The sequence below is a fragment of the Actinorhabdospora filicis genome (assembly GCF_030269765.1).
GTDB lineage: Bacteria > Actinomycetota > Actinomycetes > Mycobacteriales > Micromonosporaceae > Actinorhabdospora > Actinorhabdospora filicis.
On sequence record NZ_BSTX01000010.1, the window covers coordinates 18,805 to 32,610 of the forward strand.

Annotated in this window: 19 protein-coding genes; 8 read left to right on the top strand and 11 right to left on the bottom strand. The window is 67.5% G+C overall.

Annotation, left to right across the window (positions count from 1 at the left end; genetic code table 11):
* Nucleotides 1-456: 456 nt before the first annotated feature.
* The 4 genes from QSK10_RS34050 to QSK10_RS34065 all read right to left on the bottom strand — a co-directional run bounded on the left by QSK10_RS34050 (nt 457) and on the right by QSK10_RS34065 (nt 4,270).
* Entirely contained in the window at nt 457-1,014 is a 558-nt protein-coding gene (locus QSK10_RS34050) for a GrpB family protein (protein ID WP_285667698.1), read from the bottom strand.
* A 20-nt stretch (nt 1,015-1,034) separates the two neighbouring features.
* On the bottom strand, nt 1,035-2,531 hold the full coding sequence (locus QSK10_RS34055; protein ID WP_285667699.1) for an MFS transporter: 1,497 nt from the start codon (nt 2,529-2,531) through the stop codon (nt 1,035-1,037).
* A gap of 84 nt (nt 2,532-2,615) precedes the next feature.
* Entirely contained in the window at nt 2,616-3,188 is a 573-nt protein-coding gene (locus tag QSK10_RS34060) for a hypothetical protein (protein WP_285667700.1), read from the bottom strand.
* 470 nt (nt 3,189-3,658) lie between these two features.
* Nucleotides 3,659-4,270, bottom strand: a complete 612-nt coding sequence (locus QSK10_RS34065; RefSeq protein ID WP_285667701.1) for a hypothetical protein — start codon at nt 4,268-4,270, stop codon at nt 3,659-3,661.
* A gap of 557 nt (nt 4,271-4,827) precedes the next feature.
* Here QSK10_RS34065 and QSK10_RS34070 point away from each other — a divergent pair.
* Nucleotides 4,828-4,995, top strand: a complete 168-nt coding sequence (locus QSK10_RS34070) for a hypothetical protein (RefSeq protein WP_285667702.1) — start codon at nt 4,828-4,830, stop codon at nt 4,993-4,995.
* A 54-nt stretch (nt 4,996-5,049) separates the two neighbouring features.
* Here QSK10_RS34070 and tgmC read toward each other — a convergent pair whose 3' ends face one another.
* Genes tgmC through QSK10_RS34085 form a run of 3 tightly spaced genes read right to left on the bottom strand, consistent with a single transcriptional unit; the run spans nt 5,050 to nt 7,528 of the window.
* Nucleotides 5,050-6,207: an ATP-grasp peptide maturase system methyltransferase gene (tgmC, locus tag QSK10_RS34075; protein ID WP_285667703.1), complete on the bottom strand. Its 1,158-nt coding sequence runs from the start codon at nt 6,205-6,207 to the stop codon at nt 5,050-5,052.
* Entirely contained in the window at nt 6,204-7,175 is a 972-nt protein-coding gene (tgmB, locus tag QSK10_RS34080; protein ID WP_285667704.1) for an ATP-grasp ribosomal peptide maturase, read from the bottom strand. The genes tgmC and tgmB overlap by 4 nt, the downstream gene beginning before the upstream one ends.
* Nucleotides 7,176-7,177: 2 nt before the next feature.
* The gene (locus QSK10_RS34085) at nt 7,178-7,528 is read right to left on the bottom strand and encodes a hypothetical protein (RefSeq protein WP_285667705.1); all 351 of its coding nucleotides are present in this window, start codon (nt 7,526-7,528) and stop codon (nt 7,178-7,180) included.
* Nucleotides 7,529-7,705: 177 nt separating this feature from the next.
* On the opposite strand from QSK10_RS34085, the gene QSK10_RS34090 reads away from it, so the two are divergent.
* Nucleotides 7,706-9,040, top strand: coding sequence for a helix-turn-helix domain-containing protein (locus tag QSK10_RS34090; protein WP_285667706.1), 1,335 nt, complete (start codon nt 7,706-7,708; stop codon nt 9,038-9,040).
* Between the two features lie 79 nt (nt 9,041-9,119).
* Here QSK10_RS34090 and QSK10_RS34095 read toward each other — a convergent pair whose 3' ends face one another.
* The 4 genes from QSK10_RS34095 to QSK10_RS34110 all read right to left on the bottom strand — a co-directional run bounded on the left by QSK10_RS34095 (nt 9,120) and on the right by QSK10_RS34110 (nt 10,760).
* Nucleotides 9,120-9,317 carry a DUF397 domain-containing protein gene (locus tag QSK10_RS34095; protein ID WP_285667707.1) on the bottom strand — a complete coding sequence of 66 codons (198 nt, stop codon included), beginning with the start codon at nt 9,315-9,317 and terminating at the stop codon, nt 9,120-9,122.
* Nucleotide 9,318: 1 nt separating this feature from the next.
* Nucleotides 9,319-9,582: a hypothetical protein gene (locus tag QSK10_RS34100; protein ID WP_285667709.1), complete on the bottom strand. Its 264-nt coding sequence runs from the start codon at nt 9,580-9,582 to the stop codon at nt 9,319-9,321.
* A gap of 98 nt (nt 9,583-9,680) precedes the next feature.
* Nucleotides 9,681-9,890: a DUF397 domain-containing protein gene (locus QSK10_RS34105; RefSeq protein ID WP_285667711.1), complete on the bottom strand. Its 210-nt coding sequence runs from the start codon at nt 9,888-9,890 to the stop codon at nt 9,681-9,683.
* A 3-nt stretch (nt 9,891-9,893) separates the two neighbouring features.
* Nucleotides 9,894-10,760, bottom strand: coding sequence for a helix-turn-helix domain-containing protein (locus tag QSK10_RS34110; RefSeq protein WP_285667713.1), 867 nt, complete (start codon nt 10,758-10,760; stop codon nt 9,894-9,896).
* Nucleotides 10,761-11,452: 692 nt separating this feature from the next.
* On the opposite strand from QSK10_RS34110, the gene QSK10_RS34115 reads away from it, so the two are divergent.
* From QSK10_RS34115 to QSK10_RS34140, 6 genes are all read left to right on the top strand, one after another.
* Nucleotides 11,453-11,662, top strand: a complete 210-nt coding sequence (locus QSK10_RS34115; protein ID WP_285667715.1) for a hypothetical protein — start codon at nt 11,453-11,455, stop codon at nt 11,660-11,662.
* Complete coding sequence (locus QSK10_RS34120) at nt 11,659-11,865, top strand: hypothetical protein (protein WP_285667716.1); 207 nt, start codon at nt 11,659-11,661, stop codon at nt 11,863-11,865. The genes QSK10_RS34115 and QSK10_RS34120 overlap by 4 nt, the downstream gene beginning before the upstream one ends.
* Nucleotides 11,866-12,016: 151 nt before the next feature.
* Nucleotides 12,017-13,003: a hypothetical protein gene (locus QSK10_RS34125; RefSeq protein WP_285667717.1), complete on the top strand. Its 987-nt coding sequence runs from the start codon at nt 12,017-12,019 to the stop codon at nt 13,001-13,003.
* Entirely contained in the window at nt 13,000-13,203 is a 204-nt protein-coding gene (locus tag QSK10_RS34130; protein WP_285667718.1) for a hypothetical protein, read from the top strand. Before QSK10_RS34125 ends, QSK10_RS34130 begins: the two co-directional genes overlap by 4 nt.
* Nucleotides 13,200-13,421 carry a hypothetical protein gene (locus QSK10_RS34135; protein WP_285667720.1) on the top strand — a complete coding sequence of 74 codons (222 nt, stop codon included), beginning with the start codon at nt 13,200-13,202 and terminating at the stop codon, nt 13,419-13,421. The genes QSK10_RS34130 and QSK10_RS34135 overlap by 4 nt, the downstream gene beginning before the upstream one ends.
* Nucleotides 13,422-13,604: 183 nt before the next feature.
* A partial coding sequence (locus QSK10_RS34140) for a hypothetical protein (protein WP_285667721.1) occupies nt 13,605-13,806 on the top strand: 202 nt, incomplete at its 3' end.

Genomic DNA, 13,806 nt, shown 5'->3' on the forward strand with positions numbered 1-13,806 from the left:
GGGGGTGTCAAGACGGTAGAGCGTGTCTTGACACCCCCAGAACCCTCGTTCCAATGACCCGTCAGGCCGTACGCCAGAAGATCCAGCTCTCTTCGGGAAAGGTTGTGCGGGGCCTGGTTTTCGGGCCAGGTCTTGTTGTCGGCTGCGGGTTAGGTCAAGTGCCCTACCCTGCTGCGCATCGCACCCGGCTTGTGACATCGTCCCCGGACCTCGCCTCGGGCGGGCTTCACCCATCGCTGCCTGCCCGGCCCGGCTCTTGCCTTCGTCTCACCCTCACCGCACCAGGCTGCGCATCACACCCGGCCCATCTACCGCCACCGGCCCTGTTCTCGGGCGGGCTACACCCACCACTGCTTGCGTGGCCCGGCTCTTGCCTTCGTCTCACCCTTCTCCCCGCCCCGCCTTGCTCTGCCTCTGCCCTGCCTTGTCTGCCTCTGCCTCTGCCCTGCTCTGCCCCTACTCCTGCCCTCGTTCTTGGCCCTGCCCCATCTCTCGCATCACCCTCGCCACGAACTCTCCCTTCGCGTCCGTGTACGCCTCGCGGTCGTTTCCGTGCTCTTCCGCCAGCCGCCGTTTCAGGTCGGCGTACTCCTTCGCCCTTTCCTGGTTCGCTCTTAGTGCGTCCCTGAAGTTCTTCTGTTCCGCCCATCTGGGGTGTCCTGCGGTCATCACGTGCAGGTGGGCTTGGCGGTGGGTGGCTTGTGGGTTCGTCTTCACGAAGAAGCGGCGCCAGGGGCGTCCGTCGAGTTCTGGTGGGACGTAGTGCCAGTCGGTGGGCAGCTCCATGTGGGTGGTGATCGCGTCCAGGTTCGTGACGGATGCCATCAGGTCGATGACGGGTTTGGCCGCCATGCCCGGGATCGCCGTTGAGCCGACGTGTTCGATACCGTCCGCGAGCCAGGGTCGTAGGTGTGGGAGGAGTTCTTCGATTGTTTCGGCGGCTCTTTGCGGCCAGTTCGGGTCGTAGTCGTGGACGGTGAGGCGTTCGTACGCCCAGGCGGGGACGGTCGTCATGTGCGGGACGCTAGTCGCGACTACTCGGCTGCGGCTGCACCTGTGGGTGGGACGTTCCGCATGAGGCGGAGCATCAGGACCGCCACCAGGGTCAGCAATACGGCACTGATGGTGGCGATGAGGTGGAGGCCGCTCACGAATGCTTCTCGTGCGGGGGCGAGGACGGTTGCGGCTTCGGCGGGTGGGAGGGCGCGGGCGGTGGTGGCGGTTTCGACGAAGTCGCCGCCGCCCATGCGGGAGGCGTACACGGCGGCGGCGAGGCTGCCGAAGGCGGCGAGGCCGAAGGCGAAGCCGAATTGGCCGCCGGTTTCGTTGAGTGCGGCGGCGGCTCCGGCTTTTTCCGGGGGTGCGGAGCCGAGGACGAGTTGGACGCCGAGGGTGACGAGGGGTCCGGCGCCCAGGAAGAGGAGCGCGAAGCCGATGGCGAGGGTCAGGGGGCCGGATGTGGTGTCCGTGCGGGTCATGACGATCAGTCCGCTCACGGAGATCGCCAGGCCGACGGCGATGACGTGCGCCGGCCGGAAACGGCGGGCGAGCATGGGGGCGACGAGGAACGACACGGCGTTGGCGAGGATCGCGGGCATCATCCACAGGCCCGCTTCGAAGGACGTGAGTCCTTCGACGAGCTGGAGGTCCTGCGTGATGAACAGCATCAGCGCGCCCATGAGGGTCGTGGCGGCGATCGTGCCGCCGAGGGCGGTGGTGAACGTCCGGCGGGCGAAGAGGCGCAGGTCGAGCAGCGGGTGCTCCAGGCGTCGCTGGCGGCGGACGAAGGCGACGGCGAACGCGACACCGGCGGCGATCGCGATGGCGGGGACGGGGTGCCAGCCGTCCTTGGCGAGCTCCTTGAGGCCGTAGACGGTCGGCAGGACCGCGACCAGCGACAGCGCGACGCTCACCAGGTCCAGCCGCCCGGCGTCCGGGTCGCGGTACTCGGGCAGCAGCACCGGCCCGAGGATCAGCAGCAGCGCCATCGCGGGCACCCCGAGCAGGAACACCGAGCCCCACCAGAACCGCGCGAGCATCGCCCCACCGACCAGCGGACCGATGACGGCGCCCGCCGAGAAGCACAGGCCCCAGATGCCCAGGGCGAGGCCCATCTGCTTCGGGTTCGGGAACAGCGTCCGGATCAGCGACATCGTCGACGGCCCCAGCACCGCCCCCGCGATGCCGAGCACGGCCCGCGCACCGATCAGCATCCCCGGGCTGGTGGAGTAGGCCGCGAGCACCGACATCACCCCGAACGCGGCGGCGCCGATGAGCAGCAACTTCCGGCGCCCGATGCGGTCGCCGAGCGTCCCCATGGTGATCAGGAAACCCGCGAGCAGGAACCCGTAGACATCGGTGATCCACAACTGCTCGACGCCCGAAGCCCCCAGATCGGCCGCCATCTGCGGCAGCGCGAGGAGCAGGACGTAGACGTCGATGGATATGAGCAGCGTCGGCAGGGCCAGGACGGCGAGCGCGATCCACTCGCGGCGGCCGGCCCTGACGGGGGTGAGGGTCGTGGTCGACATGACGGGTCCTTCCGGTTGGCGTCAACCGGTGGTCGGGGCATGTCTCGGGGGATCGACATTTTGGCAGGGTGTGACGTGCGCCACTCAGTCCTCTTCGGGTCGCGTCCCCCTGGACGACCAGTGCGCGCCCGCGAAGAGCACGCCCGTCACGGCCACCACGCCGAGCGCCGACCAGGGCGCCCACCCGTCGTAGGAGTTCTGCGAAGGCCCGGCCCACCCGCCGGGATCGGCGTAGGCCTCGACGGCGGCACCGGCTTCGAGCCGGGCGCCGGTCAGCAACAGCTCACCCGGAATCCGCTCGCCATCGGGCCCGGCCAGCACGTAGCGCCACGTCACCGTCGCCCCCGTCGAGTCATCGACCACACTGCTCGTACTGGCGAGCACGGTGCCTTGGACCTGCTCACCGAACAGGTCGAGCAGCAACGCCGTGGCGGCCACCGCGGCCCCCGCCGCCGCCACGAGGAGGCCTTCCACCCTCCCGTCGGCGCTCACGCGGAGCAGGACGGCGAAGGGCAGGAAACCCACCGCCGCCGCCGCCACCCACGTCGGCCACCCGGCGGGGACCAGGTTCGTCCCGGCTAGGACACCGACGACGGGCATGGCCAGGACGGAGGCGGAGATGAGGAATCGACGCGTGGCGGGTGCGAGCCGGTTCATGCCCAACGGTATTCCGGCGGGACCACGTCCCGCTGCCCCGCGCATGGCACACCCCCTGCCCGAATGCCCGGGTCAGGGGGTGTCCTGTCGGCGGAAGCTGTGGGATTCGAACCCACGGAGGCTGTGACACCTCAGCAGTTTTCAAGGGTGTCGAACTAACCCGAGTTGACCAGCGCAAACACGTCCTCTTCCGGCAGCTTTTCTCGGTTTTTTCTCAAGGCCACGGGGCCGCACCTCTGACGGTCCTCGTCTGGACGGATTTACAGAACGTCGGCGAAACCCCAGTTGACCAGGACGGAGACGACGAACGCCGCAGCAAGCAGAATGAAGCCGCTAACGATGACGTCCAACGACGCCCCCTTCGACGGCAAGAGACCCACTCATTAGAGTTGGGTGCTCCAGTGCAAGAACAACAAACGTAGCCGACCGCCACGCCTGTGAGGCATTCACTGAAGACGGCGCCGCATGGCTCATTGCCTAGAGTGCTGCCAAACGATGTACTGAAGCTTTCCGGGAGCGTGAGAGCGCGGCAATTCCAGGATGCTGACGGCGGCGATGTGCCCCCCGTCGGTCTGGAAGCAGAACCACGAACCAGGGCCGTGAACCTCTCCAGTCAATTCTGAGTTCGGCCCTCCCAGCTCCGTCAAGCAATCGTCGAGAGTGGGCTCGCTGGACAGCTCACCGAGCTCGACAAGCAAGCGACTTCCGGGAACCAGTATCTCGGGCGTGTTGTCCACAAGCGTGACGTCGGGCTTGTCGATCTCCAAGCCGACCTCACCCGTTTCAAGGTTCACAGAACCCCCAAGCGGAAAGTCGACTACGCCCTGATACAGGACTGGGCGATCAGAGGGGTGAACGGCAGCCTCATCACTCGGCCCGCTCGACTGTCGTGGCTCGTCCTTCACACCGTCCCAACTTTCTTTGCAGGACTGGAGTGCCACAGTCACACAAATGATGATCAGGGCCAGCCCGAATATCCAGGCCATCGAGACCCTCTCTGGGGGCTTGATCCAGTTGGCCACGATCGAGAGTAAGAACCCCAAGACGAGGATGATGCCGGTGATCACGAGGCCGGTCGACAATCACGTCCCCCTTCGACGGCTGGACGTCCGGTTCCCGGAGTTGGGCGGTCCAGCGCCAGAGAAACAACTGTAGCCGACCGCGACACGTGTCAGATTGCCTCCGAACGCGGCCCCGCATTTGATCTCACCTGTGCATTGGCCATCTGAACATGGATCTGCGCACTGTTCAAGAAGCCGAGCGATCATCGAATCGCGATCTGCACATGCAGGTTGCCGAACGCTGGCCGGAAGGATGGCCTCCCGAGGCAAGGCGGGAGGCCGAAGTCCGGGCAACTCCTGACAACGAGCGCGCTGCAATGCGCGGCCCCCAGCCGCGACGAAGACGACTCAAAAGCCTTCGGCGGGGCGGCTAGCGACCCGAACTTATAAGTTCAACGATCCCACGCGTGCGGCGGTCGCGGGTGCTGCACGTGCATCCAACGGACAGGAAGTGCGACGGCGCATCCGGCGCGATACCCGCTCGTTGTTCTGCTTGGCCGTGTCTCGTCGCCGAAGGCAAGCGGCGCAAGACGAACGCGGTCGATTCAGCTCCTGACAACGAGAAGAGGGGGTTCTGCATGGCCGAGATGCCGCGCAGCCCTACGTCCCTGTCCCCCCGCACCATGCTCCTGTTCGGGTTCGGGCTGGCTGCGGTCCTGCTGGACCGCTACCTGCCCGAGGCCGCCGGGACGGTGCTCATGGCCGTCAGCCTGATGCACATCGCTGACTGCCACCTGACTCACTAGCGGTCAGGTTCCCTGCGGCCGGTGAAACGCCGGCCGCAGGCGGAGAAAGCGGGATCAGCGTGTCGACAGGGCGGGAAGCGCCGTGGTGGGCTCGTCGAGCCAGTAGGTGTGCTCTCCGGTTGACCCGACCGTCAAGCCGATGCGTTCGCGTGCTGGTCGGCCGAGTTCCTGCCAGTGGGTGTGCAGGGTCTCGATGGCGGCCCATAGGCGTCGCGGGCCTGTCTCGGTAACGGTGCCGTCCAAGGCGAGGCGGGCGGCAGAGGAGTCATCGGCCAGGAGCCAGAATTCGTCTCCCTCGTCGGTGAAGAGGGTGACCGGGGCGATTCCGGGGAGTGCGAGGGCGGCGAGCATGCCGAAGTCGTCGTGGTCGAGTACGGCGGCTTGGAGCGCTGTTGGCCGGGTCTGGCCGCCGGTGGTCTTGGAGGCGTGGTTGAGCAGGATGGTGGTCTGTGGGCTGGTGTGCTGGCGGGTGGCCATGAACCCGCCGTACTCGGGCAGGAAGTGCCCTGAGGCGGTGCCGTTGTCGTTGACGGTGAGCAGGATCAGCGCGCCGCCGCCGAGGTCGCGGTAGAGGTTGGCGAGGATCTTTCCGCCCGGCCGGGTTTGGGTGATCCAGGCGGGTGCGATGGTGGTGGGGCCGTAGGTGGCGATGATCCGGTCGAACGGGGCGGCGTCGGGTGCTCCGGCGGCGCCGTCGCCGATGTGGAGCGCCGGACGGTATCCGAGCCGGTCTAGGGCCCGGCGGGCGTCTTCGGCGACGATGGGGTCGTACTCGGCGCTGACGATGTGGTCTTCTCCGAGTCGCTGGGACAGCAGGGCGGCGTTGTAGCCGGTTCCGGTGCCCAGCTCCATGACGCGATGTCCATCGGATACGTCGAGGGCTTCGAGCATGTAGGCCATGAGGCTGGGTTGCGTGCTCGATGAGGTCGGGTATCCCGGGACGGGCCCGGACAGCCGCGCGCTGGTCCAGGCCGCCGGATCGTTGTTGAGCTGGGTCACCCATGTGCGGTCCTGGTAGACCAGCGTCAGCCAGTCGGGGTGTGCGGCGTCGATGGCCTCCCATCGTGAGTTGCCGCCCTGGCGGAAGAAGCGCGGCAGGAACACTTCGCGCGGAACGGCCGCGAAGGCGCGCGTCCAGGCATCCGTGCGCAGCGAACCGGCCCCGGTGAGGCTCGCAACGAGTTCGGCGCGGGCGCCTTCTGGTGTGGTCACCGCTGGTCTCCCCGTGTCAGTGCGTCGGCGATCGCCTGGGCGATCGGTGCGTCGGTTTCGTCTTGGAGCCAGGCCCACTGCCCGTTGGGGTTGAGGTCGATGAACCAGTGCACTCCGTCAGGATCAACGATGAAGTCCATGCACGCGAAACGCAGCCCGTGGGTGTCCATCATGGCTTTGATGCCCGAGGCGAGATCCTGCGACAGGTCGTTGACGGCCGTGTAGGCGAGGTTGGCGTAATCGGATCGCCAGTCCACGTGCGCCTGCTCGCTGCGAGCATCGATGCGGACGGCGAACAGGTGATCGTCCACGGCGGTGATCCGCAGCTCATGGGCTTTGGGGATCTGGGCCTGGAGGGTGTGGGCGGTGAGGCCGATTGTGTCGGTGATCTGTGCGGCGGTGACCGGGGTGGCGTAGATGACGCCGGTGGTGTCGCCTTCGGCGATGGCCCCTTGCGTGAAGGGCTTGTAGACGACGCGGCCGTGGCGGGCGATGAAGCGCCTGGCGGCGTCGGGGTCGCTGGTGATCAGGGTGTCGGGTACGGCGAGCCCGCAGCGGGCGGCCACCGCCAGCTGGTGCGGCTTGTACTCGGCGCGGGCGAGGTCGAAGGGGTGGTTCAGCCACACCGGCAAGGTGGCCAGGACACCCCCGAGGCCCATGCGTGCTTCGCGCAGCGCGAAGGACCGCATGCTCTGGGTCATACCCTCGGGCATGTCGAAGGTGGTCGGGCGCCGGTACCAGGCGCAGGTGATCTCTTCCAGCCGGATGGAGCGTTCGGGCGTATGGAGGGTTCCGGCCCATCCGGTCGGGGTGTGGCCCGCCGAGAGTGTCAGCCGCTTGGGGAACTCGCCCGGATCGCAGCGATACACCCTCGTGCCGCGGCTGTTCAGCTCGTGGATCACGTAGTCGGCGGTCGGGTCGAACCAGTGGGTCAGCACCAGGACGGCCGGCTCTCGGCGGGGGTGCATGGCTAGTCCTCCTGCTGGTCGTCGTCGCTGTCGTTCATGCGCGTCCCGTCGGGATCGGTCCGCGTCTTGGTGGTGCCGGTGGTGTGCTTCAGGACGGGCAGCACGGCACCGTCGATGGTGACCGTGGCGGTCTGGGAGGCGGTGTCGAAGCCGTAGACGGCGAAGTCGATGCCGGTCGCCTCGGAGGTGACCGCCAGCGACGCACCGAAGGGAATGGCGGCCGGCGGGGTGGTGCCACATGAGGGCTGGGCCATCCCGAAGGCCGCGCCGAGCCCGAACCAGCGCGAGGACGGGATGAGTGCGTCGTCGCCGCCTTCCAGCGCGACGCGGATACCGAGGGTGCTGATGAGCATGGTGACCTCCTCGTGGAATCGCCGGTTTCCCCGGCTGCCTCCACGAAACACCGCCCTGAACACCGTGCGCGAGGGGTCTTCCGCACCCCGCACACCGTTTGCACATCACGCAAATGACCTTGGGTGACGCCTGCGCGACGGTCTACCGTGGGAAGGCACCGCCTGACGGGAGATGCCATGGCAGCACGCGACACCGCACCCGATGTCGGCACGATAATCCGGACGGCCAGGCGAGCCGCGGGCTTAACCCAGACACAGCTCGGCTCGCTCGTCGCCTATTCGGCGGCCACCATCTCCCGAATGGAAAGCGGCAAGCAACCGTTGCGCGACGTCGTCGCCCTCCGCAAGATCGCCGCAGCCCTCGGCATTCCGCACCAGCGGGTAGGGCTCGCCGATGGGCCGCCCGGCCAAAGCGCGCACACCACCTCACGCCCTGGCCCTAGGGTGGGAACCAACCCAGGCAGAGAAGGTGATGAGATGCGGCGTCGCGATCTACTGACAGGCTTCGCCGCTTTCGGCGGCGCCGCGGCCATCGGAATCCCCTCGTCGGCCTCAGCCGCCCCGCCGAGCCCGACCGCCGCACTGGTGTCCGGCGTCCAAGACCGCCTCACCGGCGGCCCCACCGGGACCACGGCCAGCCCCGACGCGCTGCGCTCGATGCTCGCCGCCGTCCGGGCCGACTTCCAGCACGGCCGCTACCGCAGCCTCGCCGCCCGCCTGCCCGCGCTAATCGACCGCGCCGAATCCACCGCCCACGCCATCATCCGGCCGGCGGCGCAGGCGATTCTGGCCGAGACCTACACCGCTACCACCCAGATCCTCATCAAATTGGGTGAGATCGGCATGGCCTGGATGAGCGTTGACCGCGCACTTCTAGCGGCCCGAGCCACCCCCGACCCGCTCACCAACGCCGAAGCGATCCGCGAGCTGGTGATCCTCAACCGCAAAGCCGACCACGCCGGCACGGCGATCGCCCTCGCCCTGGAGGCCGCGAACACCCTGGACGTTGACGGGCCCGACGCCCCAGCCGCGCATGTCGCGATGTACGGGGCACTGCTGTCCACCGCCGGATACACCGCCGCCCACGGCGGCAACCGCGACCACGCCAACCACCTACTCGACACCGCGGCACGCACCGCCAGCCGCATCGGCGACGGCAACCACCGCTATACCGGATTTGGGCCCACCAGCGTCGCCGTCTACCGCATCGGAGCCGCCTGGGCACTCGGCGACGCCGGCACAGCCATCGCCCACGCCAAGACCGTCAACCCCAACAGCATCACCCTGCCCGAACGCCGCGCCCGCTACTGGGTCGACGTCGCACGCGCCTACGCCCAATGGGGCCACCCTGAACAGACCTTCACCGCCCTGCTCGAAGCCGAAGCCGCCGCCCCTGAGGAAACGCGTGCAAGGCCCGCCGTGCACGCCATCGCCAAAAGCCTTCTCACCCGCCATCACAGGAATGTCCCAGGGATTACCGACTTCACATCGCGGCTCCTCCAGCACAGCTGAGCGGGTGCGGAAAAACTACACAGTGGAAAGCAAACAGGCACACCCCGAAGGGCGTGCCCGAAGTCGCGATCGTCAGTGCTCAGAAGCGGTCGCCGCGGATGTTGGCGAGGAAGCCGCGCCATGTATCAGGAGTCACTTCGAGCACAGGGCAGGCGGCGTGGGCGACCAGCTTCGAGTCACGTACCAGGACTTCGTCCATCAAGGCGATCTCGACACAGTTGGACCCCGTGCCTTGAGAGCGGCTGGACTTCCGAAAGCGGGGCTTTGATGTGTTCACGCTAGTCCTTTCGGGGGCGGTGATGATCGCGCGCTTGCTTGATCATCGCAATGGAGCGTTCTGGAGACGCGGCGGAGCCCTGGCTGCGCTCGACCAGGACCCGCGACAGGCGTCCCTCAGCTGTGAAGCCACCGCCTTCGGTGTCCATGACCCGGATCTCGGAGAGCTCCAGCGCGCCCTTCAGCGCCCCGCCGTACTCATCCAGGTCCTCGACCTCAAACGATGGCTCCTGAAGAGCCCGCTTGCCAAACCGCCGAAACTCCACGCACGCCCCCTACCAAGCACGACCAGGACTCAGAATTCCATAGTGGATAGAACCAGACGGGCACGCCCCGAGGGACGTGCCCGAGCAAGCGCTACCGCTTAGGTGTTCAAGGTCCTCGCGGTGACGAGGAGCGCCTGCCAGTCTGACGGAGCGACCATCAGAGCGGGGTAGTCACCAAAATGGCCAGCACAGTCCTTGGAGTCGCGGATGCCGACCCTGCCGAGGGCATCAATGCCAGCCTCAACACAGTTGGCGCCAGTGCCGTTGGAGCGGCTCGCCCGTCGCCATGCTGCGGGTCCTGTGTTCATCGCTTAGTCCTTTCCCTTCTTGCCGAACCGATCTCGCGCTGCGGTGATCATGGCAAGTGATCGTGCTGGTGGCTCGGCCGCGGCGGCGGCACGGTTGAACACGTCAGCGAAGCGGCGGACATTGTCGGGGTTCTCGACGAACTCATCCGACAGCACGAGGTTCTCGATGTACACCGTGCCGGGGTCTGTAGGAGCGGCGAATCGCAGCAGAGTGAACCGCACGGTCAGCGCCTCGTACATGCCACCGGCGAACGGCATGATCTGGACGGTCACGTTCGGGAGGTGGGTCATTTCGAGGATGTGGTCAAGTTGTTCCGCCATGACCTCTTCTGAGCCGATCACCCGGTGGAGCACCGACTCGTCGATGACGGCCAGCAGCGTGCACGGGTCCACGGTTCTGGTCAAGATCTCCTGCCGGGCTTCCCTCGCCTCGATGCGGCGTTGCAGCTCATCCTCGGTGATGTCCGGCCGCTCGGCACGGATCAGTGCCTCCAGGTATCTCTTTGTCTGGAGCAGACCCGGAACCAGATGGCTTTCGAGGTAGGCGATCTGCTCGGCTGCGGCTTCCAGCTCGATGTAGGCCACCGGCATGAGGTCGGTGTAGGTCTCCCACCACTTGCGTGCCTTGGTCCGTGCGGCCTGAGCAAGCGCGAGAAGGCGTGCTCGATCGGCCGTGCCGACGTCGTAGTACCCCAGCAGCTTCTCCACTGAGTTCGGGTTGAGCCGCTGCTTCGCGTTCTCCACCTTCGACAAGGTGCCCGGCGTGATGAGCGCCGCCGTGGCCGCCTCGCTGAGCGTTCTTCCGTGCTCCTTGCAAAGCTCACGCAGGGCGAAGCCCAGCGCGCGTTGAGCCGCCGTTGGATCGGTCATCTGATCATCACCTCCGAAGCGGATCGTAGACCACTCGTCATGAGGGCAAATTTCGTCACGAAATTTTCGTGTCGCACCTTGTCTTGTGGACGGTGCTGTGCGATTGTCCTAATGAGATGGCTCACGCTCTCCCCAGAGCTGGGCGTACTCGACCGGAGGGCCGGGGCGAAAGTTTCCAGGCCGACGCCCCAGCCCTCCACCTAGATCTCCCGGGGTGGGTGAGCGCGAACTCACCGTCCTCGGGCGACCCAAATGCATAGGCACCCTTGGCGAGTGGTTTTGGTCGACCTGCCGCCATGGGTGCCCACACGAGAGGGGCAACCTCCCATGTCGTCTGTCAGAGTACGGCCCGCGCAAGCGAGGCGTCCAGAGGACGGCCGTCTTCCCGATCCGGTCGAAGTCGGACGTTCCGCCTATCTCCATGCGGTCGCTGATGCGACGCGCGCGGTTGGCAATGTGGTGCACAACGTGCACGTGACGGTCGAGAAGTCCCGCTGGTTCGGGCGTCCTTCGGAATTCGAGTGCCTGGGGTGTGGGCAGGAGCCGCGCCACATCGTGCCTGGGTATGCGCCGATGTGCGATGCGGCGTTCATGGCCTGGGGCATGACGGTTGTCCCGCGCCCGCTGCTGTGGTCGGTTCCGGCTCGGCGCGAGCCCGTACCGGTGGTGCCGCACAACCCGTGGGGGCCACGATGAGCGGGCGGCCTGTCCCGCTGTCCCCGGACTGGACGGCGGTCGACCGGGCGCACCGCTCCGAGACCGGCGGGGGCTGCTCGTGCGGGCGTGACGGGTGCAGCGCGGGCGAGACCGCGCGGCAGATGCAGCGCACGGCCGAAGAAGCCGCCCTGGCCCACCGCAATGACGTGCCGGGCTTCTGCTCGGTGTTCGCGGTGCGGTCATGAGCAGTCCCGTGGACCTGGCCGTCGCGATCTCCGTCGCCGAGCGGCGCTTGAGCGCCCATGCTCCCGACCCGGCCTCGGGCTGGTGCCTGACCTGCCGGACGCCCGGCGTCTGCGGCCAGTACTGGCCGCTGGCGCGAGCACTCGGCGACTTGCGGCGCGAACGCGATGCCGACATCCGAGCGACCTCAAGCCGGGCCGCCTAGATCCTTACCCGCGCGCGAAGGCCCCCAGCCGCGCGCACCCCGCGCTGAGTCGTCAGCGCGGGCAAGGGGGCAGCCCACCTCCGTTCCCCCGGGGCTGCCCCCTTCCATGTAGCACACAGACTGGAGAAACACCGTGTTTGAAGTGTCCACAATGGACATACGCAAGACCATCGCGCCCGCCGATGCCGTAGGTGTGGTGATGAACCTGCTGAACACCGACCGCGACCGCCCACAGATGGCCTGGCTGACCTGGTACGACGGACTAGTACGACTTCCGGTCCTCACCGCCGTCCTGGTCGACGGCCATGGCGCGGCGTGGATCAACGAGTCCCGCCAGCTACTCGGGGAGAACGACCCGACCGGCGACGAGAACGTGTTGGTGATGACGCCGGCCGGAGAAGAGGCGGTGTTGCCGGGCTCGGCCCTGACCCTCACTCACTCGGAGCTGTCCGATGTCCTCACCGACTTCGCCAGCGGAACCCCCGAGGTGGGCTTCGAGGTGTCCCACGGCTGGCGGCAGGGCCGCCCGCCTCACCCCGAACCTGCCTTGATCGATGTCCCGTCCACGCGCACGGAGGTCATCGCCGCCCTGACCTCTCTGGGCGCCAGGGCCGACGGCATGGCCACTGCTCTCACCGCGATCGGAGGACCGATCAGCTTGGAGGCCGCCGACTACGCCTGGGAGATCGGCGCGGCGATCGACCAGCTGGTACGCCGGCTGACCGCACCCGAGCGCAAGCGCGTCACCGTCATCGGCGCCCTGGCGTCGGTGCCCCTCGCCGGGGCGGCCGGGGCAGCACTCCGGCTGGCCGATGCCACCCCCGTGCAGGCACTCGTAATGGGCGTGGTGGCGTTCGTCCTGGGCACGGGGTTCGTGGCCGTGCTCGGCCGACACGAGCAGCCCAAGCCGAAGCTCATCGACCCGCCCGAGACCGGTGGGAGCAGCATCGAGAGAATCCGCGCGGCCGTATCGGTACTGCGCCCGGCTCTTCACGCCCTCCTCGACGACCTGGAGCGCGTCTGCGACGCAGCTGGCGCCGCCGGTGTGGACATCGATCTCAGCCCCAGCATGATCGCCGCCGTCCAGGCCCTGACGCCGATTCCCGCCCGGCTGACGATCTGGGCCGACCACCTGTGACCCGCTACGAGATCATGGCCCGCACGATCGAGCCCGCACCCGGGCAGACCTACGGGGAATGGGCCAGCGCGAGCAACTGGGTCGCCAGCGGCCAGCACGCCAGCAGCTTCTACGAGGCGATACGCGCCTGCTTCCAGCTTGCAGCGCTCCACCCGCACCTGACCTTCGTGCCCTTCGCCCGAGTCAAGGCACACGCGTGAGGGGCGCGCACGAAGCCGTCGGCACGGTCCTGACCGGGATCGCCACCCTGGTCTTCGTCGCCATCGGCCTGGCCATGATCGGCTGGGCCTCCGGGCGCAACACCAGGCAAGGCCGCATCGACGGCAAGCTCCTCCGGTGGAAGTTCAATCGCAAGATCATCGCCCTGGTAGTGCTCTTCCTGCTCGGCGCCTACCTGTACAAGACCGCACCCGTTTAGAGCCCGACCCACCGCGACCGGTCCGGCCACCGCACCCGAACGGATGTACGACATGAATCACGCTGCGAGTAGCCTCGATGATCCGCCCCGCACGGGCACTGGGGCGGACGATCCACACAGGCCGGAGCGCGCACGGGCCAACCTCGCGCGCTCCGGCCGGGTCGGCTCATCAGGAGCGGCGTGATGCTGACCGCCGCACCCGAGCCGACCTGGATTCTCCAGTACGCCGATGACATTCGCCCGGCCCTGTTGCTGCGACTGGATCCCGAGGTGATCCAGGTGTGGCCGGGGGACGAGCGGGTGCTGTCGGCGTGGGAGTTTCTGCGCCTGTGGGGGTGGCGCATCATGAGCGATCCGGCCAGTGGCGGGATCCTCGATCTGTTCG